At 33.5% G+C, this 21207-nt stretch carries 19 protein-coding genes; 9 read left to right on the forward strand and 10 right to left on the reverse strand.

The features are described 5' to 3' along the window. Window positions 1–126: 126 nt before the first annotated feature. Both fbaA and tamL read right to left on the reverse strand, forming a co-directional pair. The gene (gene fbaA / locus VOI54_RS08800) at window positions 127–1194 is read right to left on the reverse strand and encodes a class II fructose-bisphosphate aldolase (RefSeq protein ID WP_326282365.1); all 1068 of its coding nucleotides are present in this window, start codon (window positions 1192–1194) and stop codon (window positions 127–129) included. Window positions 1195–1326: 132 nt separating this feature from the next. Further along, the gene (gene tamL, locus VOI54_RS08805; RefSeq protein WP_326282366.1) at window positions 1327–3855 is read right to left on the reverse strand and encodes a translocation and assembly module lipoprotein TamL; all 2529 of its coding nucleotides are present in this window, start codon (window positions 3853–3855) and stop codon (window positions 1327–1329) included. 174 nt (window positions 3856–4029) lie between these two features. Here tamL and VOI54_RS08810 point away from each other — a divergent pair, with 174 nt between their 5' ends. Continuing rightward, entirely contained in the window at window positions 4030–4752 is a 723-nt protein-coding gene (locus tag VOI54_RS08810) for a TrmH family RNA methyltransferase (protein ID WP_326282367.1), read from the forward strand. On the opposite strand, the gene porT is transcribed toward VOI54_RS08810, so the two are convergent. Both porT and ubiE read right to left on the reverse strand, forming a co-directional pair. Continuing rightward, window positions 4753–5481, reverse strand: coding sequence for a type IX secretion/gliding motility protein PorT/SprT (gene porT / locus VOI54_RS08815; protein ID WP_326282369.1), 729 nt, complete (start codon window positions 5479–5481; stop codon window positions 4753–4755). Window positions 5482–5485: 4 nt separating this feature from the next. Further along, window positions 5486–6211 carry a bifunctional demethylmenaquinone methyltransferase/2-methoxy-6-polyprenyl-1,4-benzoquinol methylase UbiE gene (ubiE, locus tag VOI54_RS08820; RefSeq protein WP_326282370.1) on the reverse strand — a complete coding sequence of 242 codons (726 nt, stop codon included), beginning with the start codon at window positions 6209–6211 and terminating at the stop codon, window positions 5486–5488. 242 nt (window positions 6212–6453) lie between these two features. On the opposite strand from ubiE, the gene trkA reads away from it, so the two are divergent. The 5 genes from trkA to VOI54_RS08845 all read left to right on the forward strand — a co-directional run bounded on the left by trkA (window position 6454) and on the right by VOI54_RS08845 (window position 10489). Then, on the forward strand, window positions 6454–7803 hold the full coding sequence (gene trkA / locus VOI54_RS08825; RefSeq protein WP_326282371.1) for a Trk system potassium transporter TrkA: 1350 nt from the start codon (window positions 6454–6456) through the stop codon (window positions 7801–7803). An 8-nt stretch (window positions 7804–7811) separates the two neighbouring features. Then, window positions 7812–9305, forward strand: coding sequence for a TrkH family potassium uptake protein (locus VOI54_RS08830; protein WP_326282372.1), 1494 nt, complete (start codon window positions 7812–7814; stop codon window positions 9303–9305). Window positions 9306–9643: 338 nt separating this feature from the next. Further along, on the forward strand, window positions 9644–9907 hold the full coding sequence (locus VOI54_RS08835; RefSeq protein ID WP_326282373.1) for a hypothetical protein: 264 nt from the start codon (window positions 9644–9646) through the stop codon (window positions 9905–9907). Window positions 9908–9925: 18 nt separating this feature from the next. Continuing rightward, a complete protein-coding gene (locus VOI54_RS08840) occupies window positions 9926–10192 on the forward strand; it encodes a hypothetical protein (RefSeq protein WP_326282374.1) in 267 nt (88 codons plus the stop codon). A 12-nt stretch (window positions 10193–10204) separates the two neighbouring features. Then, window positions 10205–10489 carry a hypothetical protein gene (locus VOI54_RS08845; protein ID WP_326282375.1) on the forward strand — a complete coding sequence of 95 codons (285 nt, stop codon included), beginning with the start codon at window positions 10205–10207 and terminating at the stop codon, window positions 10487–10489. Window positions 10490–11278: 789 nt separating this feature from the next. On the opposite strand, the gene VOI54_RS08850 is transcribed toward VOI54_RS08845, so the two are convergent. Both VOI54_RS08850 and VOI54_RS08855 read right to left on the reverse strand, forming a co-directional pair. Beyond that, window positions 11279–12463 (reverse strand): pyridoxal phosphate-dependent aminotransferase, encoded by a 1185-nt coding sequence (locus VOI54_RS08850; RefSeq protein WP_326282376.1) that lies wholly within the window; start codon window positions 12461–12463, stop codon window positions 11279–11281. A 31-nt stretch (window positions 12464–12494) separates the two neighbouring features. Beyond that, the gene (locus VOI54_RS08855; RefSeq protein WP_326282377.1) at window positions 12495–13589 is read right to left on the reverse strand and encodes a fatty acid desaturase family protein; all 1095 of its coding nucleotides are present in this window, start codon (window positions 13587–13589) and stop codon (window positions 12495–12497) included. Window positions 13590–13819: 230 nt separating this feature from the next. Here VOI54_RS08855 and rsmG point away from each other — a divergent pair, with 230 nt between their 5' ends. Next, window positions 13820–14449: a 16S rRNA (guanine(527)-N(7))-methyltransferase RsmG gene (rsmG, locus tag VOI54_RS08860; RefSeq protein WP_326282378.1), complete on the forward strand. Its 630-nt coding sequence runs from the start codon at window positions 13820–13822 to the stop codon at window positions 14447–14449. Here the strand turns inward: rsmG and VOI54_RS08865 are convergent, their stop codons facing one another. The 4 genes from VOI54_RS08865 to pruA form a co-directional block, all read right to left on the reverse strand. Continuing rightward, complete coding sequence (locus VOI54_RS08865) at window positions 14450–15409, reverse strand: tetratricopeptide repeat protein (protein ID WP_326282380.1); 960 nt, start codon at window positions 15407–15409, stop codon at window positions 14450–14452. Window positions 15410–15659: 250 nt separating this feature from the next. Next, the gene (locus VOI54_RS08870) at window positions 15660–16916 is read right to left on the reverse strand and encodes an RNA polymerase sigma factor (RefSeq protein WP_326282381.1); all 1257 of its coding nucleotides are present in this window, start codon (window positions 16914–16916) and stop codon (window positions 15660–15662) included. Then, window positions 16916–17263, reverse strand: coding sequence for a YciI family protein (locus VOI54_RS08875; protein WP_326282383.1), 348 nt, complete (start codon window positions 17261–17263; stop codon window positions 16916–16918). Before VOI54_RS08875 ends, VOI54_RS08870 begins: the two co-directional genes overlap by 1 nt. A 373-nt stretch (window positions 17264–17636) precedes the next feature. Then, window positions 17637–19265, reverse strand: coding sequence for an L-glutamate gamma-semialdehyde dehydrogenase (gene pruA / locus VOI54_RS08880; protein WP_326282384.1), 1629 nt, complete (start codon window positions 19263–19265; stop codon window positions 17637–17639). A 151-nt stretch (window positions 19266–19416) separates the two neighbouring features. On the opposite strand from pruA, the gene VOI54_RS08885 reads away from it, so the two are divergent. Continuing rightward, window positions 19417–20142, forward strand: coding sequence for an NRDE family protein (locus VOI54_RS08885; RefSeq protein ID WP_326282385.1), 726 nt, complete (start codon window positions 19417–19419; stop codon window positions 20140–20142). After that, window positions 20135–21127 (forward strand): DUF6695 family protein, encoded by a 993-nt coding sequence (locus VOI54_RS08890; protein WP_326282386.1) that lies wholly within the window; start codon window positions 20135–20137, stop codon window positions 21125–21127. The genes VOI54_RS08885 and VOI54_RS08890 overlap by 8 nt, the downstream gene beginning before the upstream one ends. Window positions 21128–21207 lie beyond the last annotated feature (80 nt).

The following is a 21207-nucleotide window of genomic DNA, read 5'->3' on the forward strand; positions in this document are numbered from 1 at the left end:
TAACGCCATCATGATTTTATTGATAACTCACCTGTAAGTGTTTGTTAGTTAGTAGTGTAAAGTAAAAAGACTCCGCTTTATGCAGAGTCTTTTTGATATTAATTTGTAGTAAAACTTACCTTAAAATTATAAGGTGTTCACATTGTTTAAGTCTTCAAAAGCCTTTTTTAAACGAGCAACAAATGTTTTTTCGCCTTCACGTAACCAAACTCTAGGATCATAGAATTTCTTGTTAGGAACATCTTCACCATCAGGGTTACCAATTTGAGATTTTAAGTATTCAACTTTATCTCCCATGTAATCTCTAATACCACTCATAAAAGCGTATTGTAAATCTGTGTCAATATTCATTTTGATTACACCGTAGCTAATACCTTCACGAATTTCTTCAACTGTAGAACCTGATCCGCCATGGAAAACAAAATCAATATGGTTTTCATCAACACCATACTTCTCAGAAATATACTCTTGAGAATTCTTTAGGATTTTTGGTGTTAATTTTACGTTTCCTGGTTTGTAAACACCGTGCACATTACCAAACGCAGCAGCAATTGTAAATTGAGGACTTACTTTGCTTAATTCTTCATAAGCATAAGCAACTTCTTCTGGCTGTGTATATAATTTTGAATCGTCAACATCTGTATTATCAACACCATCTTCTTCACCTCCGGTAATACCTAACTCAATTTCTAAAGTCATACCCATTTTGCTCATACGCTCAAGGTATTGTTTACAAATTTCAATGTTTTCTTCAATAGGCTCTTCAGAAAGGTCAATCATATGTGAACTGAATAATGATTTTCCGGTTTCAGCAAAATGCTTTTCACTGGCATCTAATAAACCATCAATCCAAGGTAATAGTTTTTTTGCACAGTGGTCTGTATGTAAAATAACGGGAACACCATAAGCTTCAGCTAAAGTGTGTACATGTTTAGCACCAGCAACAGCTCCGGCAATGGCAGCTTTTTGTCCGTCATTACTCAATCCTTTACCAGCGTTAAATTGTGCGCCACCATTTGAAAACTGAATAATTACAGGAGCGTTTAAATCTCTTGCTGTCTCTAATACACCATTTATAGTGTCTGAACCTATAACGTTAACTGCAGGAAGTGCATAATTGTTAGCTTTTGCATGGTTGAAAATAGCTTGAACTTCTTGTCCTGTAGCTACTCCGGGTTTAATATTGTGTCCCATTTTAAAATTAAAATTGATTTCTATTATTAGGCCATAAAAGTAATCAATTTTTAAGTAATTTGAGATGGTTTACTAGTTGGAAAACGTTAAAACAATACTAAAACGTTATAGTGAACAGCATAAAATAACAGGTTAAAAAGGGTAGTTTATACCAATATTGTAAACAGCATTTCTAAAGTTATATTCTTTAAACCACCTTTTTCCTTCCGGTAAAGCCGGGTTGTAAGTTTTAAGGCCAATATCAAGCCTAAATACAAAAAAGCGGAAATCATAACGGAGGCCAATACCAGATCCAACTGCAATGTTGTTTAATGATTTAAGCCCAGAAAAGATAGCGCGCTCATCGGTCTCACTATCTAAAACATTCCAAATGTTACCGGCATCAATAAAAAGAGCGCCGTTGAGTTTATCAAAAAGATTAAAACGATGTTCTGCGCTAAAGGCTAATTTCATGTTGGCCTCATTAAATTCATTTGTTGTTCTGGAGCTTCCCGGACCTAAATTATAGGCACTCCATGCCCTGTTATCATTAGGCCCCCCTGCAAAGAAACTTTTAGAAAAAGGTATGCTGTTAGAGTTTCCATATGGAATGGCAATACCAAAAAAGCTTCTGATGGCAAGAACATTTTTTTTGCCTAAATCCCAATGTTTGATATAATCCAGCTCTGTTTTTATAAACTGGGAGTAGGCTACATTAAATAAATTATATCTGTTAGAGGCATCTTTTTTTAGATTTAAAAGTTTTGATGTTAGAGACAACAAGTTTCCTGCGGGTTCTATTCTTACTCTGAAAATAGAAAAATCTTTGTCAAACAGGTTGGTGCGTTCATCAATAGTCAGATTAAAGCTGGTAGATAAAATCAGGTTGTTTTCTGTTAGCCTGGTTTTACGTTCATTGATACTATTAACTGTTAAGAGCTGATCTTCAGTAAGCTCATCAGCTGGAGGCGGGCCTAAAGCATAATTTATAAATTCTTCAGCACCTTCTGGCCTGGTTAAATCAGTATCAGGATCTATATAATCAACATCCTTTGCTATTTGATTTAGTGTGTTGAATGAATTATTATAAACATAAAAATATCTGTCAACATTTAAATTTCTAACATATTGTACATTAAATACATCTAGTCGGTTAGATACTTTTTCATTGGGATGCCAGTTATAATTAAATATTCCACTAAAGGTTTGCTTGTCTAGTCCAATATTAGTTTGACTGGTAGTAGATAATGTAATATTGGTAGTGGGTGACATGTATTTTGGTATAAGATGCTTGGTATAAAAAGGAGAGAAAAATCTTGGTATGGTTAATCTTAGGTCTATACCGTATTCAATGATATCAAAAAAAGCATCGTTGGCATTGGGACTCCTTTCTTTTGATGCGCCTATAGACCCCTTACCTGATATTTCAAGGGTTTCTGCGCCTCTGAATATATTTCGCATGAGCAAGCTTGGATTTAAGGAAAGTCCAATGGTTTGGATATTACTTTGTGAAACATCAGTACCAAACCCTAAACTAAACTTTTTTAAAGGGGTTAGTAAAATAGTATCTGATAAGGTTTTGTCCAGGCGTTCTGAAATTTCAATATTGGGGTACCTAAAGGTGCGCAATTCTTTTAAATGCCTGTAAGTTCTTATAAGATCTTTGTCTTTATAAATATCTCCGGGAGTAATAAAAACGGCATCTGTTAAAGTTCTGGGCTTATATTTCATTTTACCATAACTATACAGGTTATAACCGTTAAATGTTACTGAATCCTGAAAGGGTTTGTTTCTGTTCTCAAAGGTGTAATCTGTAATGATATTAACATCACTAATTTTATAAACTTCAAAAGGTTCTCTTTTTATAGAGTCTGAGGTTCTAATGGCTCTGTCCTGAATGGTTAAATTAACATTTACTTTTTTATTTGTTCCTATAGTGTCAATTTGAAAGGTGACATAGTCCTGTTTAAAATGATAGATCCCGGAATTTCTTAAACTATTGGAGATCCTTTCACGCTCATTCTCAAAGTTTGAAGTTTTATACTGCTCATTTGGCTTTAAGATAGCTTCCTTTTTAATGTCTTCATAAAGGTTTTCTATAATGGGAGATTTTATGGTAGTTGTAATAGAGTCAAGTATAAATGCCGGACCTGTTTCAACAGTGTAATTAATTTCGGCACGTTTATTTTCTCCTTTTATAATGTTATAATCAGCTTCTACATCAAACCAACCGTTATTTATATGATAGGCCTTAAGTAAATTAACAGATTTTTTTGTTTTTTTCTCATTTATAATAACCGGAGCTTCCCCGGTTTTTTTCAGCCAGCTATTAAAGCCTACAACAGATTTTTTCAACCTGTCAACTTGCTTTTGAGAATAGATGCTATTTAAGCGTTCTCTCCGGTTAGCTTTTTTATCAACCCATGCTTCAAAAATGGAATCTCTGTTTGGCCTGGCTGTGTTATATAAATGCAAACGTAATGGGGTACCGATTATTTTTCTGTTAGGCTCCTGGATAATGAGTCTATTAATAGTTTCGGTCTTATCTTTTTTATCATTAATGGTTACTACGTTTTTAGTAAGCAAATATTCATCCTCTGCAACCCTTTTAACAGCATCACAAGAAAAAAGAATACTTGTAATTAGTGCTAATAATAATATATTTTGAAGTTGTTTTTTCAAATGAAATTAAGGTTAAATCAAGGTCTTATTGGCTTAATAAATTAAGAGATTTAATAGTAAATATCCAATGTAGGATCAAAAATAAACTATTTAGGCTAAAAAAATACTTAAATCGCACAAGCTTAAGTTAATCTTATTAATATTTTCTTTTCTTTATAAAAAAATAAATATTGCATGCTCTCAAAAAGCCAAATAAAATTAATTGCCAGTTTAAAGCAGAAAAAATATAGATTAAAACATGGTTTTTTTGTTGTTGAAGGTGTCAAAACAATAAAAGAACTTTTAAAATCTAATTTAGAACTTCATATGCTATTTACTGTAGAGACCTTCAATATTAATGCCAAAACTGAAGTTTTAATAACAGAAAGAGAATTAAAACAGATTAGTTTTTTGACAACCCCTAATAAGGCCATGGCAATTTTTAAAATCCCGAAGGTTAAACCTATAGATAAAAAAAACCTTATTGTTGCTCTGGATGATGTGCGTGACCCCGGAAACTTAGGTACTATTATCAGGCTTTGTGACTGGTTTGGTATCAAGGATTTGATATGTAGTAAAGCTACTGTAGATTGTTACAATCCAAAAGTAATACAAGCTACTATGGGGTCAATAACCAGGGTGAACATAAGCTATATTGATTTGTTGGATTTTATAACGCATACTGAGCTCCCTGTTTTTGGCGCTTTTATGAATGGTGAAAATGTATATCAAAAGCGTTTGCTTAAAAAAGGTGTTTTGATAATGGGTAATGAAGCCAATGGTATTTCAAAAGACCTAGAGGCGCTTATTAAGGAAAGAATAGCTATTCCCAGATTTGGAGACCTTAAGACAACCGAAAGCTTAAATGTGGCAACCGCAACAGCTATTTTACTTAGTGAATTTAGCAGGAGTTATTAATTACTGAAATGTAAAGTTTACAAATACACCGCGGGTTTTCATACTAACAATATTACTTGTCCATGGACTATCCGGATCTTTATCCCTAACTAACTCGTCATTTATTCCAAAGATGCCTCTTATGGATGGCGTGAATTTGAAGTTGTATAAGTATAAATCAATTCCAAAGCCCAGTTCATAGAAAATAGAATTCTTTGTAGTTCTAAATTGACCGTTACTGTTGTCTTCCGGGTTTTTTTCGTTGCTTGATAAATTTAATGCTGTTGAAAAACCACCGACAATAAAAGGTTTAAAGTTATTAATGCGCTTGGCAGAAATTTTTACTAATAGCGGTATATGAATATAGGTTGATTTAACCTCTCTGATTAAATCAGATTGATTAACATCAACACCCTCAAAATACTCTTGGCTATAATACAATTCTCTGGTAGTAATACATAAACCGGGCTCGAGGCGTAAATCTATAAAACTGTTTACACGCAAATTTCCAATAAGCCCTACATTAAAACCGGGACTTCGCTTTACATAAATATCTCTTAGATCTTCATAATAATCAAAATTGAAATCATAATTATTGAACCCTAAATAGTATCCCCAACGTAACAGATTATTATCCGTAGAACCTCTCCCTTGATTAGCATCATAGGTCACTTTTTCTTTTTTAAAAAGCTGCGCATGAGTGGTTTGTATTATGAGTAAAAATGCTATTAGGGCAAAAAAATGCTTCATATAATTACTTAGATGATTTGTAAATTGTAGCCACACCAAATGTTTGTGGAAAATCCTCAACATTAATAAACCCAATTTTACGTAAAATATTGTTCAAAGCTTCACCATACGGAAAAACAGATGCAGATTCACTTAAATATTTATAAGCACTTCGGTCTTTTGAAAACATTTTCCCTATCAGAGGCAAAATATTTTTGGAATAAAATTTATAACCTTGTTTAAAAGGAGTTTTGGTTGGTATTGATGTTTCAAGAATTACAAAAGTTCCATTTGGTTTTAATACTCTAAAGATTTCTTTTAAACCATTTTCTAAAGTTTCAAAGTTGCGAACACCAAATGCTACGGTAATAGCATCAAAAGTATCATCATCAAAAGGCATGTTCTCACTATCGCCTAAAGTCATCTCTATTTTTGATTCTAAACCTTTCTTTTTAACTTTTTCTTTACCAATTTCCAGCATGCCACTGCTAATATCCAGGCCAATAATTTTTGAAGCGTTGGTTTGAGCCAGGTTAATGGCCAAGTCGCCGGTTCCTGTTGCAATATCTAAAACAGTATCCGGGTTACTTTCTTTAACCAGTTTTACAACTTTATTGCGCCATTTAATATCTATTCCAAAACTAATTACACGGTTTAAACCATCATAATCTCCTGAAATCGTATCAAACATTTGGGTAACTTGCTCTTTTTTACCTAAATCACTGTTTTTGTATGGTTTTACTTTTGACAAGGTTCTGTTTTTGGGCAAACCTACATAATTTATTTAAAATTTGATATATCAAGCAATGTCAAAATAAATATTAATGGGCTATTCAGGGCAAAAAATTGTAAAATTGATCTTATCTAGACAAATACAACGCTATAAAAGAGCATTATATAATTTTGGGAATCTAAATAATTATATTAAGTCAATTTCATATAGCACTATGTATTTTGTGTTATATTTGTTGTACTTTTTATGATAATTAAACAATGAAAATAATTATTGCAGGAGCTGGTGAAGTAGGATTTCATTTGGCAAAGTTACTGTCTTACGAATCTCAAGAAATTACCCTAATAGATACCGAAAAAGAGAGTTTAGCCTATGCCGATACGCATTTAGATATAAAAGTTATCAGGGGAGATGCCACATCAATTGCTATTTTAAAAGAAGCAAGGGTGGAGGCTTCTGATTTGTTTATTGCTGTAACTGCTATTGAAACAACAAATATTACTGTTTGTGTTTTGGCAAAACAGTTAGGTTCTAAAAAAACCATTGCCAGAATTTCAAATACAGAATTTATACGTTTTAAAGACGAAGTTGGTTTTATAAAATTTGGAATAGATGAGTTGATTTCACCAGAAGCTTTAGCAGCATCAGAAATACTATTATCACTTAAGCAATCATCTTTTAACGAGAATTATGAATTTGAAGAAGGTGCTTTAACTATGGCAGGGTTAACGCTATCAAAGGAAGCTTCTTTTGTTGGTAAAACGGTAAAGGAAGCCGCTGAGATATTTCCGGAAATTCATTTTGTACCTATAGCAATACAAAGAGCAGGAACTCAATTTACCATAATTCCCAGAGGAGATACCATGTTTTATGAAGGTGACAATGTGGTGTTTGTAACTTCTGAAGGTGGAGATGAAGAGCTTTGTAAGCTTACCGGTAAAAAGAATGTTGAGATTAAGAATGTTATGATTCTTGGAGGAAGCCAAATTGGTTATAAAACTGCACGAGACCTTAGTGAAAAAGGATTTAAAGTTAAGCTCCTGGAAAAAAATAAGGAAAGGGCTTTTGATATTGCGGATGAATTACCAAAAGTTTTGGTCATTAATAGTGATGGAAGGAATGTTGATCTTTTAAATGAAGAGAATATTAGCGATATGGATGCCTTTATTGCTGTAGGAAATAATTCTGAAACCAATATTATGTCTTGTCTAGTTGCAAAATCAAAAGGTGTAAAAAAATCCATTGCTTTGGTTGAGAATATGGATTATTTTGAGTTATCTCATTCTATAGGAATTGATACATTAATCAATAAAAAACTTTTGGCTGCAAACAATATTTTTAGGTATATACGTAAAGGAGAAGTAGTAGCCATGACAAAACTTAGTAATATGAATGCCGAATTACTGGAGTTTGAAGTGAAAGCAACCTCACAGGTTTGTAATAAACGCATAAGGCATATAGATTTCCCCAGATCAGCTATTATTGGAGGGGTAATTAGAGATGGTTTAGGTTTAATAGCTTTAGGAAGTTTTAGAATTCAGGAAGGAGATCGTGTGGTAGTTTGCAGTTTACTCAGGTCTATAAAAGGTGTTGAAAAACTATTTCTTTAAATTAAAGGATGAAATTAAATCGTAAAATAATTTTTCATTTTTTAGGCTTATTAATGCTCTTTAATGGGGGCTTTATGTTATTGTCTGCATTGGTGAGCTTTATTTATAAAGATGGTGTGACCTTCCAGATATCTTTAGCGGGTATTATTACTTTATTGATAGGAACTTTGACCATGTTTTTGACTAGAAAGCATAGAAAAGAAATGAATAAACGTGAAGGCTATATTGTTGTAGCTTTTGGTTGGGTGATCATGTCTTTATCAGGAACTTTACCCTATATTCTAACAGAAAGTATATCAAGTTTTACAGATGCCTTTTTTGAAACCATGTCTGGCTATACCACAACAGGAGCTTCTATTTTAAATGATATAGAGGTTGTTCCTAAAGGCGTTTTATTTTGGAGAAGTTTAACACATTGGATAGGTGGTATGGGTATTATTGTTTTGGCCGTGGCTATCTTGCCCTTACTGGGAATTGGTGGCATGCAACTTTTTGCTGCTGAAGCTCCGGGGCCCAGTGCAGACAAATTGCATCCAAGAATAACAGATACAGCAAAACGACTGTGGTTAATATATTTTGGTTATACTGCCGCAGAGACTTTGCTTTTAAATGTGGCTGGTATGTCCTTTTTTGATGCCATAAATCATGCGTTATGCACATTGTCAACGGGAGGGTTTTCTACAAAGAATGCCAGTTTGGCTTATTGGAACGGGCAGCCTATAATTCAATACATTGTTATCTTCTTCATGTTTTTGGCCGGAGCAAATTTTGTATTGAGTTATTTTGCATTTAAAGGAAAGATCCAGAAAGTGATACATGATGAGGAATTTAAATTGTACTTTAAGTTTGTAGCTATATTTACTATAATAGCAGCATTTATTATCTATTTTAAAGCAGATGTATCAATGTCATCTATAGAGCATCCCATGGTTTGGGGAGAAGCAGAGAGTGCTTTCAGGCATGCTTTATTTCAGGTATTGGCTATAGTAACTACTACCGGATTTGTATCAGCAGATTATACGTTATGGGCACCTTTTCTTGTGGTTTTCTTTTTCGGATTGATGTTTCTTGGCGGGTCAGCTGGAAGTACTTCAGGAGGGGTTAAAGTGGTACGTCATTTGATTATGATAAAAAACGGATTTTTAGAGTTTAAAAGAGCATTACACCCTAGTGCCATTTTACCGGTTAGATATAATAAAAGAGCTATTTCCGGGGACATTGTATTTAATATATTGGGTTTCTTTATTTTATATATGTTATCCTTTATTATTGGCTCATTGGTTTTTTCAATGTTTGGAATAGATTATAAATCATCAATAGGTTTGGCGGCATCTACTTTAGGTAATGTAGGGCCAGCATTGGGCGATTTTGGACCGGTAAATAACTATGCACCTTTACCGGCTTTAGGTAAATGGTGGGCTTCTTTTTTAATGCTTATTGGGCGTTTAGAATTATTCACCGTACTTATTTTATTTACACCATTCTTTTGGAGAAATAGATAATGGTATAATATTTTGACGTTACCACAAGAGGTGGGCTTTTATTCATGAGTTTTTATTTTAGATTGTTGGATTCATGAACATAGATGTTTCATTATCTCTTTTTGCTTTGTCACTTTGAACGAAGTCAAGAGAATTTTACATAAAACAAAAAAGATAGCACTACAACCCCTAACACAACTTCTCGCTTTTGTTGTAACATTCTTGTTAAATATCCTACATATATATAAAGCAGCTACTTTTTATAATTATCAATTGATGCTCTAGGAAAACTTTATAGAGCTCAATTACACTTATGTTGGCTATTTCAACAAAGATTCACATTTAAAATTTTAGAACTTATGAGTTTTGGAGTAGTGCAATCTGCTATATCTACTATTAGGAATAACAGGAACTTATTACCTAAAAGGGAAAAACTAAAAAATAAATTGTCTGGTAAAGAAGGTAAACCGTTTGAAGCGAAAGTAGCTGATGCTAGTCCCTTGGAATTAAAAAGGATAAGGGATAAGCTGCAAAAGGAACACAGAGAAATTAGGATAAAGCAGCTGGTATTTGTTGCAGTTATAATGTTGATCTTGATTTCAGTATTTATCTATTATTATTAATCAAGTATAATCTAAAAGATGCCTTTAGGAGAATCATTTATAAGCACACTAAAAAGCAATAGGTCTATTATGCTTGATAAGAGCAGGAGATTTAGAAAAATACCTGGTAGTTATGATCAGTCTAAGAAAGAGTTTTTAAATCTACCTAAAGCAAAACCGGAAGGGTTATTAGAAATAAAGATTAGAATTCAAAAAGAAAACAGGGTAGTTTTTATTAAGCAACTCTTATTTGTGGCTTTGTCAATGGTAGCTGTTATTTCGTTAATTATTTATTTAATATTTTAAAACTAAAAAATCATGGGAGGAGAAGGTGCAATGGCTGCTGCTAACAATTCATTAAAGAATAACAGAAGTCTCTTATCTAAAAGAAAAGAAAAAAAAGCGTTGTCTGGAAGTTATGCTAATGTTGAAATGAGAGAATTTCCAGAGGCAACACCAGAAAAATTAAGAGAAATAAAAGAAAGATTACAAAGAGAAAACAATCAAGCCAAAGTAAAGCATTTTATAGGGTTTGTTATCCTTTTTTTAGGGTTTGTTATCCTTTTTTTAGGGTTTGTAGCTTTACTATTTTTCGTTACGTAACGATACCATTATATGATTAGTGTTTTTATATGGTCACGACTCTTTCATTATTTACCATATGTTAATGTTAATTACGTATTGGTGTAATACATTTGTAATGTTTACATATAAGTATAGTTTTATTTGTAAGTAGAAATAGTTAATATTTCATATAATAATTATTTTGAAGTTAGTCACAAAGCCTTGTTTTAACAGGGCTTTGCTTTTTGGTAAAGGAATCTATTTAAATCATGTAATAACCATTTATAGATTTAATGATAAAACGCTACTATTTTAATTAGTAGCTTTTAAAAATGTTATAAGACTAGCATTATTTACCATATGTGAAATTTATTTACACAAAAGTATAGTTTATTTGTAAGTAGAGATGATTAGTATTTTTACATAAAAATTATTTTGTAAATTTTAGTTTGAATAAGGCCTTGTTTTAAACAAGGCCTTATTGTTTTTTTGAGTTATTTAATTTTTCGTGATAACCATAATCGATTTAATATTAACAAGGACTAATTAAAATAGTCGCTTTTTAAATTTTGATAGATATAATCATTATTTACCACATGTTAAGTTTATTTACACATAAGTATAGTTAATTTGTAAATAGGAGTAATTTGAGTTTTCATACAATAATTATTTTGAGTTTAGTCTAAAATAAAACCTTGTTTTAAACAGGGTTTTATTGTTTTTGCTTATCAAGCATTTAATTTTTATGATAAGCATAATAGGTTACCGATAAAAAAAGCCACTAATTAATTAGTGGCTTTTTTTAAAATATTTTAAAGTTGTAAATCTTTAACTAACAGCTTCTTTAATACGCTTTATAGCTTCAACAATTTGTTCTGTAGAAGCAGCATATGATATTCTAATACAATCCGGATTACCAAAAGCTTCCCCAGTAACGGTTGCAACAAGCGCTTCTTCTAATAAATATAAAGAAAAGTCTGTTGCGTTATTAATGGTTTTACCTCTTAATGTTTTCCCAAAGAAATGAGTAATATCCGGGAACACATAAAATGCACCATCAGGAGTATTACATTTAAACCCTTCAATATCATTAAGTAAGTCTAAAATTAGGTCACGACGTTCTTTGAACTCGTCAATCATGTATTTAACTTTCTCAGGAGATTCATTACAAGCCGTAATTACTGCACGTTGAGCAATACAATTAGCACCACTTGTTGCTTGTCCCTGAAGTTTATTACAAGCGCGAGCAATTTTTTCAGGAGCACCAATGTAGCCTATACGCCACCCGGTCATAGCAAAAGCTTTAGAAACACCGTTTACTGTGATTGTTCTATCATACATGGAATCAAACTCAGCTATACTTGTATGACCTTTACCATAGTTTATATGTTCATAAATTTCGTCAGAAACCACACAGATGTTTGGGTGTTTTTCCAAAACATCAACTAGAGCCTGTAATTCAGCTTTACTATAAACTGATCCACTAGGATTACATGGTGAGCTGAACCACATCATTTTGGTGTTAGGGGTAATGGCAGCCTCCAATTGGTCTGCAGTCATTTTAAAATCTGTATCTATAGAGGTTTTAACTTCTACAGGAACACCTCCAAATAATTTAACAATATCAGAATAGCTTACCCAATACGGACAAGGTAAAATCACTTCATCTCCTTCGTTAAGCATAACTCCGGCTACATTAAATAAGGCTTGTTTAGCACCCGTTGAGACCACAATTTGGCTTGGTGAATAGGTTAAATTATTATCACGACTAAACTTTGTAATGATGGCCTCTTTTAAATCAGCATAACCATCCACAGGAGTATAGGAGTTATAGTTGTCATTAATAGCCTGAATAGCGGCATCCTTAATAAAATCGGGTGTGTTAAAATCCGGCTCTCCAAGACTTAAACCGATAATGTCTTTTCCCTCTCCTCTTAATTCTCTTGCTTTGGCAGCCATTGCTAAAGTAGCAGACGTAGCCATGCTTAAAATTCTATCAGATAATAATTGCATGTATTTATTGTTTTTGGATATATGATTAAGCTTAGGCAAAACTAGGTTTTTTTCCTAAATCTTTTAGTTGGTTATAATGTTCAGCTACAGCTCTCCAAAATGTTTTATATTCATTGTAAGGTAGGCTAAACTCTTTTGTAGTTTCTTTAACTATACTAGCTATTTTACTATAGTGGATATGACTAATATGCGCAAACAAATGGTGTTCTACCTGCCTGTTTAAACCACCGGTGTAAAATTCGGCTAACCAGCTTTTTGGTGAAAAGTTTGATGTAGTGAATAACTGATGAATAGCCCAGGTATTTTTCATATTACCATTTTCATCAGGTAAAGGCATTTCGGTATTAGGCATGACATGAGCTAACTGGAAAATAATACTTAAAATGATTCCGGCCGTATAATGCATTACAAAGAAACCAATTAAGACCTGCCACCAGATAAAACCAAGAGCTAACGGTAGTACTATCCATATGAAGTAGTACACTATTTTACCAATAATGAGTTTGGTCCATTGTGTAGCAGGATTAGGAAATTTACCATAAGCCAGCTTTCTTTTAAGGTACTGATAGGTTTGAATAAAATCTGTGGTAATAGCCCAGTTTGCAGTTAATAAACCATATAAGAAAAAGGCATAAAACTTTTGGTACTTATGAATTCTTAACCATTTTGTGTGCTTTGAAAAACGTATAATTCTACCGGCGTCAATGTCCTCATCATGCCCTTGAATATTAGTATATGTATGGTGTAATACGTTATGTTGTACTTTCCAGTTATAATCATTACCAGCTAAAATATAAATGCTGCTACCCATTAATTTATTTACCCATTTTTTACTGGAAAACGAGCCATGATTTGCATCATGCATAACGTTCATTCCAACCCCGGCCATTCCAATGCCAGCGGTAATCATACATAGTATTTGAGCCCACCAAGGTAAGCTAACAGTTAAAACCAGAACAACAGGGGCAACAAATAAAGCAAACATTATAATGGCTTTTGAGTATAATTTCCAATTTCCTGTACGCCTTATATTATTCTCTTTAAAATAATCGTTAACCCGCTTATTTAGTGTTTTGAAAAATTTTGCAGAATCAGTCCTGGAAAATGAAAGTGCTTGTTTTGTCATGCTATTAATTTTAATATGATAATTAATAAAAATTACTGATCATACCTGCGGCAAAGATAGGTATATTCAAATTTAAGTAATAACGTTTTTTTGTAAAAAAAAGCATTTAAAAAGCATATTTTTGTTGAAAATTTAACATCTGTTAAAAGCACATAGTTAAGATGCTATTTTTATACAAGATGGTTGTTGTGCAAATAATGCCGGTACGGTTTAACAAAAAACACATAATAATGGAACTTATTTTAAAGTACTTTCCTGATCTTACTGAAAATCAAATAGAACAATTTAAACAATTGGAATTGTTATATCAGGATTGGAACTTAAAGATTAATGTGGTCTCAAGAAAAGATATTGACGAATTATACTTACGCCATGTTTTACACGCTTTAGGTATTGCAAAAGTAATACGGTTTAAAAGTGATAGTAAAATTCTTGATGTAGGTACTGGAGGAGGCTTTCCAGGAATTCCATTAGCTATTTTGTTTCCTGAATGCTCATTTCATTTAGTAGATAGTATAGCCAAAAAATTAAAGGTGGTAGATGAAGTGGTTACCGGCTTGGGCTTAACTAATGTAAAAACAACTCACAGTAGGGTAGAAGCTATTAATGATACTTATGATTTTATAGTAAGTAGAGCAGTAGCCGCAATGCCAACATTTGTCCACTGGGTTAAAGGTAAAATTGCTAAAAAGCAAAATCACGATATGAAAAATGGGATCTTATACCTAAAAGGCGGAGATCTAAAAGAAGAACTTAAAGACTATAAAACAACTACAATATATGATTTAAGTAACTATTATTCTGAAGCCTTCTTTGAGACTAAAAAAGTAGTGCATTTGCCATTAAAATATAAGGGGTAGTTATTTTATTTTGACCAATTTAGCAATGTTGTTGTTAAAGTAATAGTATTGATTTTGAAACCAATAGGTGTTACTATACAGGTCTACAGAGTTTATTTCCTTATTTATTGACAATATTTGATTGGCGCGGTCAAAATTAAGTTTAGCATTTTTATCATCATTTATTTTATAGTATGCTACGGCCAATCCTAAATAAGCATCAAAATCATTGGAGTCAAATTTTAGGGCTGATGAGAAATCAGAAATCGCCTCAGTGAATTTTCCAAGTAATAAATATGAGGCACCCCTATAAAAATAGGCATAGGAATTATTTTGGTTGAGTTTTAAAGCTGTTGTTAGATCATCATTAGCTTTTTGAAAATAATTGATGTCCATATAAAAGGCACCACGATTATAGAATGTATTTGAATTAGGGTCTACAATGATAGCTTTGGTGTAATCTTCCAGAGCTTTTGTATATTTTTCCAGGGCTTTATATGCTGAGGCTCTTAATAAATAGGTTTTTGGTTGATTTGGAGCCATTTTTATAACCTGATCAAAATCTGTAATAGCATTTTCAAATTCTCCTAAATCAAATTTTACGCATGCCAGACTGTATAAAGCATCTATAAAATTCTCGTCCAGCATAAAGGCTTTGGCATAATCTTCTTTTGCTCCGGTATAATCTTTTATGCTATATCTGGAATTACCTCTATTATAATACGTATCCGCGTCAGGGTCTTGAACAATAATTTTTGAATAATCAACAATAGCACCTCTGTAATCGCCTAAATCGTTTTTTGCAATACCTCTTTGAAAATGAGCGTCCAGATTTTTAGGTTCTATGGAGATAACTTGAGATAATAGCTCAATTTTCTCTTTTAAATCTGTAGTTCTAAGAGCTTTCCTATACAATTTGTTTGCCTGACCAAAGGCTAGCAAAGGAAGAATGGTTAAGAAGGTGATTAGTGTTTTTTTCATTGACAAAATTTAATCCACAAATAACATGCCGTTTTTTGTATGAATAAAGTTAATGATAATTTTATATAAATAACAAACAATAATTTTTGAAAAAAATTGTTGCTTTTAAATTTTGTTTGCAAAATTTATATGAATCACTTTAGAATATTTATTTAATGTAGAAATAAGTTACAATATAAGAGGTTTTATTTTTCAACAAATAGAATTTTTTATTATCAATATACCCAAATTTGTTTGCAGAATATTGGTGTTATTTGGTGCTTTTAAGAATTTTTAAAAAAGTTGTTTTCTTTTTCTCCAAATATGTTCTTTCCAACGTATTATGTACGGTTTTTAATGCTAAATTTAAATACGTAATAGCTTTTTTTAGGTTATGTGTACCAGTAAAATAATCAGCCATAGTTCCATAGTACAGGTAGGCACGTTGTTCAAAATCCTCCTGCTTGATATCGTCCAGATATACTTTAGCCATTTTAAAATCCTGCATCTGTATGCATACCACGGCCATAGTTAATACATGGGAAGGCATAGGTTGCAGTTTGTTCAAGCATTGATACCAATAATGAATTTTCTCCCAGTTGGTCTCATTAAACGTACAGGCACGCAAATGTTCTGAAGCAATGGCTGCCTCATAGTGGTAGCAGGAAAATTCATTGGTTTCAACAGCTTTATTCATCATAACATGACCTAATTTGATGAGCGGAAAATACCAGGTACTACGATCCTGAGTTCTTAAATCCAGTAACTCGTTTTCAGTATTGATTTTTGCTTCTAGCCTGGCAGAATGAAAACACATTAAAGCACATAAGGCATAAGCTTCGGGTGTTCGGGTATGTATATTCTTTAAAAGCATTTGGGCAAGCCTAAGGGCTTCACCACATAATTCTTTGCGTATAAGCTTATCTTTTTGGTTGGAATGAAATCCTTCATTGAAAATTAAGTACAGCACTTCCATAACACTTTCCAGACGTTGAGGTAGCGATTTGCCTTGCGGAATCTCAAACTTCAGGTCAGCCTTACGAATGGTTTTTCTGGCTCTGAACAATCGTTTTTTAATGGACTCCTCTTTAGTAAGTAAGGCAGAGGAGATCTCTTTAATGCTAAACCCAGAGACCGTTTTTAAAGCAAAGGAAATACGGTCTCTGGGATCAAGTTTAGGATGACAGGCAGTAAATATCATACGTAACTGTGCATCTTCAATTTCTGTATCTAAAAAGAGTTCGTTTAGGGCAATAGTGTCCGTTCCCAGATTGATGTTTGGCAGGTGTTTTTGCTCTGTTTTGAGTTTTCTGAAAATATCCAGAACCCGGTTTTTAGCCGCTTGTGTTAACCAGGCTTCCGGGTATTCAGGTTGTTGAGTACGCCAATTGATACTGGCTTTAATAAAGGTGTCCTGAACGGCGTCTTCAATAATATCAAGATACTTAAATCCAAAGATCCGGATTAAAACAGAAACCATCTTTCCGCTATGATGCCGGAAAAGATGGTCTATTAATTTGTGGTCCATTAGCGGTCAAATACCATAATTTCTCTAATCTCAACGGTACCGCCCAGATCATAATCAGGGTAATCTTCGGCAATTTTTTGTACGGCATCAAAATCGGTAGTTTCTACAATGTAATAGCCCCCAACAATTTCTTTGACTTCGGCGGAAGTTAAATCGGTAACCGTTCTGTTAGCTCCAACCACACGTCTTATTTGCGGTATTAAGGCGTTACCTCCTCTTAGTACACCGGCTTGTTCCATTTTATCGTTCCAGGCAAACCATTTTCCCATTCTACCTTGAAGTTCCTCAGGGGACAGGCCCAGATCGGTATAATCGGCTCCAATGAAAATCATCATAAATTCTTTCATAATTATATATGTTTTTTAGTTTATACTTCTAAGACGTTTGCCATTTTAAAAAGGGGACAGGCTTTTCAAATTTAATTATTTTCTATAGGAATTGAGTTTTAAGAGTTGGTTCTTTTTTAGGCTTTTAGATACTGTTTTATCCTTAAATACATTATATGTATTATATTGAAATGGTAATTGAGGGTGTTCGTTTAACTTTTGGGATATGAAGTCGTTTTAATGATTTATATCCGACGTTAAACGAAATTAGCTGAATTTTTATACAAAATCAAATTTTAAAAAGCAATAAGAAACAAAAAAGGCTATCTAAATTTTAGATAGCCTTTTTATAATTTTTATCGGTTTAATAATCCTGTTTTACAGGGTGTATTAATTATTCTCCTAAAAACGGATATCTATAATCCGTAGGGGTTACAAAGGTCTCTTTGATCATTCTGGGCGATACCCAACGCAGTAAGTTCTGGGCACTACCGGCCTTATCATTAGTTCCTGAAGCTCTGGCACCACCAAAAGGTTGTTGGCCAACTACAGCCCCTGTTGGTTTATCATTAATATAAAAATTACCGGCACTGTTTTGTAAAGCTTCGGTAGCCTGGGTAATAGCATAACGGTCTTTAGCTAAGATAGCTCCTGTTAAGGCATATTCACTGGTTTCATCTACCAATTTTAAAGTTTCGGCATAAGCATCATCATCATACACATAAATGGTAATAACCGGGCCAAATAATTCCGTACACATGGTGGTGTATTTAGGATCCTTAGCAAGAATAACAGTAGGTTCTATAAAATAACCTTTGCTCTTATCATAGTTTCCTCCAACAATGATCTCAGCATCCGCATCCGCTTTAGCCTGATCAATATATTTTGCTAATTTATCAAATGACCCTTCATGGATCACAGCTGTAATAAAATTGCTCATATCTTCCGGAGATCCCATTTTAAAGGACTTTACATCTTCAATCACAAAGTTTTTGACATCTTCCCATAAACTTTGTGGAATATAAGCTCTTGATGCGGCACTACATTTTTGACCCTGGAATTCAAAAGCCCCACGGGAAATAGCTGTGGCCACTTGTTTGGCATTAGCCGATTTATGAGCAATGATAAAATCCTTACCACCGGTTTCTCCAACAATCCTTGGGTAGGTCTTATAGTTATGAATATTATTTCCTATTTGTTTCCAAAGCTCTTTAAAAATAAAGGTAGACCCTGTAAAGTGTAAGCCCGAAAAATCAGGACTGGACATTACGGTATTAGTAATCATTACCGGGTCGCCAAAAACAACATTGATTACTCCCGGAGGCACTCCTGCTTCTTCAAATACATCCATGATCACTTTAGCTGAATACACCTGACTATCACTAGGCTTCCAAACCACCACATTACCCATTAATGCCATACAGGCCGGTAAGTTTCCTGCAATTGCCGTAAAGTTAAAAGGTGTTACGGCATAGGTAAACCCTTCTAACGGACGGTATTCAATTCTATTCCAGGCATCACTGGTACTTTCAGGTTGCTCCATATAAATGTCAGTCATAAACTGCACATTAAAACGCAGAAAATCTATAAACTCGCAAGCAGCGTCTATTTCTGCCTGGTGAATGGTTTTAGATTGTGCAATCATAGTTGCCGCATTGATCTTTGCTCTGTATGGACCTGCAATCAATTCAGCAGCTTTTAAAAAGATACCTGCACGCTGTTCCCATGGCATTAAGCTCCACGTTTTCCTGGCTTCCAGGGCTGTAGCAATAGCCTCATCAATATGAGATTGCTCTGCCAGGTGATAAGTACCAACACTGTGTTGGTGGTCATGAGGAGGTGACATGGTTCTGGTATTACCCGTTTTTACATGCTCGCCATTTATATATAAAGGAACGTCAATTTTACTATTAAACATTGCTTTGTAGGTCTTAAGAACAGCATCGCGTTCTGGTGACCCCGGTGCATAAGATTTTACAGGTTCGTTAACCGCAACCGGTACATTAAAAAAGCCTTTTCCCATAATATTAGGTTTTTTATTATTGAATTTTCAGTAAATGTGGTGCAAATTTAAGAATTTTCAAATGATTAATTATGAGTTTGTCTTCATAAAATGACGTTAAATTTTGATTATTTTTTGTAAGTTGCCCCAGTGATTACAGACTACAATTTTTATGTGTACAGTAACTATTATTCCAAAAGGAAAAGAAGACTTTGTTTTAACTTCTAACCGCGATGAAGCCCCTAACAGGATATCGCTTAGCCCGGATTTTTATACTATTGAAAATACCAGGCTTTTATTTCCAAAAGATAATTTGGCAGGAGGTACCTGGATTGGGGTAAGCGAAAAAAAACGTGTAGTTTGTGTGCTTAACGGAGGGTTTGTACTACACCAACGAAAACCAAAATACAGAACCAGTAGAGGGGTTGTTGCCAAGGATCTTATGGTCTCTGATGCTATTGAAGCTACAATTGAAGCTTATGATTTTAATGGTATTGAACCTTTTACTATAGTGATTGCCGATTGGAACGAGACTTTAAAATTTTTGGAACTGGTTTGGGATGGAGAAAAGAAACATTTTAAAGCCTTACCATTAGCCCCTAAAATATGGTCATCTTCAACATTGTATTCTGAAACAATGAAACAGGAGCGTTTAAACTGGTTCAATGATTTTAAATCTGAAAACAAATTGAATGCAGATGCTTTATTGACATTCCATAAAACTGCTGGAAAGGGTAATGAAGATTTTGGTGTTGTTATGGACCGTGGTTTTGTTAAAACGACAAGTATAACCCAGGTTGAAAAGAATCATTCAAATGTAAGTATGCAGTATGAAAGCCTGGAAAATAATGTGGTTAACACTAAAACCTTCAATTCACCCCAGGTTGTAAATGAATAATACAGGAATCATTTTAACACTGGCTTACCCGGATACTATTGTGATGGTATCAGAAGAGTGGTTTTCTCCTTTTTTAAAATATGTAGGCGTAGGTACAAAAAACTATTTGCGTGCGGGACATGCAGCTTTGGTATTGATCCATAAAGAAACAGGCATTCTGGAATATCATGATTTTGGACGTTATATTACTCCCGAACCAACAGGTAGAGTGCGTGGACGGGATACTGATAATGAACTGCATTTTCCAATAAAAGCCGAAATAAACGGTAACACTATTGAAAATCTGGATGCCATTTTAGAATATTTGGCAACACACCCTAAAATTACGCATGGAGATGGTAAATTAGTAGCTTCAGTTTGTAAGCATGTTGATTATGATCTGGCCCGAATGCATATTACTGATATGCAGGATAAACACTTTATTCGGTATGCCGCTTTTATAAAAGAGGCTTGTAATTGTGCTCGTTTTGTAACCGATAGTTTAATTGCTTCGGTAACAGATACTATTATAAAAAAGAAACTTAAAAAGTCTAAATGGTTCACCCCGAGCACGGTGGGCAATGTACTGCTAGCAGATACTGAAAATCATGTTTATGAAGTTTCTGAAACCGGATTGATCTCTCAATTTAAGGGCTCACAAAAAAGTGAAAATCTACGTTGTTTTTTGGATAAGCTTAAAGATCATAAACCGTCATTTATTGGTACTTTAGAGCCTAAACCTGTTGACGGCTTACATAAAAACGCACAATGGCTGTCGGGTATTGCGGCTGGGGCCTGGTATGAACTGCATCAAACTAATCATGATCTGGAATATAGATACAGGCGCATTTCGCCTTATGGTCATGTAGATGTAGATGACCTGTTTGTAGTTAAAAATGAGTTGTTTGATTACAATACAGAATTTGAGATTGTACATTATTCAAATTGTAATTTTTTTCATGTAAAGCAAGGTAATGAGACGTTTAGGTTTGATAGAATAGGTTAATCTTTTATTCAGTTTGCTAAATAGCTATATTAGCATATTATTTAAGCTAAAATTTAGAGTTAACTTTAATATTTCAATAA

The sequence above is a fragment of the Alterotamlana spongicola genome, assembly GCF_035818475.1.
Classification (GTDB): Bacteria; Bacteroidota; Bacteroidia; order Flavobacteriales; family Flavobacteriaceae; genus Cognatitamlana.

What these genes read in the sequence shown, in the direction of transcription:
- pruA (WP_326282384.1), bottom strand. Translation starts at nt 19,265, where the DNA reads ATGGGAAAAGGCTTTTTTAATGTACCGGTTGCGGTTAACGAACCTGTA.
- trkA (WP_326282371.1), top strand. Translation starts at nt 6,454, where the DNA reads ATGAAAATAATTATTGCAGGAGCTGGTGAAGTAGGATTTCATTTGGCA.
- VOI54_RS08845 (WP_326282375.1), top strand. Translation starts at nt 10,205, where the DNA reads ATGGGAGGAGAAGGTGCAATGGCTGCTGCTAACAATTCATTAAAGAAT.
- VOI54_RS08830 (WP_326282372.1), top strand. Translation starts at nt 7,812, where the DNA reads ATGAAATTAAATCGTAAAATAATTTTTCATTTTTTAGGCTTATTAATG.
- fbaA (WP_326282365.1), bottom strand. Translation starts at nt 1,194, where the DNA reads ATGGGACACAATATTAAACCCGGAGTAGCTACAGGACAAGAAGTTCAA.
- VOI54_RS08855 (WP_326282377.1), bottom strand. Translation starts at nt 13,589, where the DNA reads ATGACAAAACAAGCACTTTCATTTTCCAGGACTGATTCTGCAAAATTT.
- VOI54_RS08850 (WP_326282376.1), bottom strand. Translation starts at nt 12,463, where the DNA reads ATGCAATTATTATCTGATAGAATTTTAAGCATGGCTACGTCTGCTACT.
- VOI54_RS08840 (WP_326282374.1), top strand. Translation starts at nt 9,926, where the DNA reads ATGCCTTTAGGAGAATCATTTATAAGCACACTAAAAAGCAATAGGTCT.
- VOI54_RS08865 (WP_326282380.1), bottom strand. Translation starts at nt 15,409, where the DNA reads ATGAAAAAAACACTAATCACCTTCTTAACCATTCTTCCTTTGCTAGCC.
- VOI54_RS08875 (WP_326282383.1), bottom strand. Translation starts at nt 17,263, where the DNA reads ATGAAAGAATTTATGATGATTTTCATTGGAGCCGATTATACCGATCTG.
- rsmG (WP_326282378.1), top strand. Translation starts at nt 13,820, where the DNA reads ATGGAACTTATTTTAAAGTACTTTCCTGATCTTACTGAAAATCAAATA.
- VOI54_RS08835 (WP_326282373.1), top strand. Translation starts at nt 9,644, where the DNA reads ATGAGTTTTGGAGTAGTGCAATCTGCTATATCTACTATTAGGAATAAC.
- VOI54_RS08810 (WP_326282367.1), top strand. Translation starts at nt 4,030, where the DNA reads ATGCTCTCAAAAAGCCAAATAAAATTAATTGCCAGTTTAAAGCAGAAA.
- VOI54_RS08870 (WP_326282381.1), bottom strand. Translation starts at nt 16,916, where the DNA reads ATGGACCACAAATTAATAGACCATCTTTTCCGGCATCATAGCGGAAAG.
- VOI54_RS08890 (WP_326282386.1), top strand. Translation starts at nt 20,135, where the DNA reads ATGAATAATACAGGAATCATTTTAACACTGGCTTACCCGGATACTATT.
- porT (WP_326282369.1), bottom strand. Translation starts at nt 5,481, where the DNA reads ATGAAGCATTTTTTTGCCCTAATAGCATTTTTACTCATAATACAAACC.
- VOI54_RS08885 (WP_326282385.1), top strand. Translation starts at nt 19,417, where the DNA reads ATGTGTACAGTAACTATTATTCCAAAAGGAAAAGAAGACTTTGTTTTA.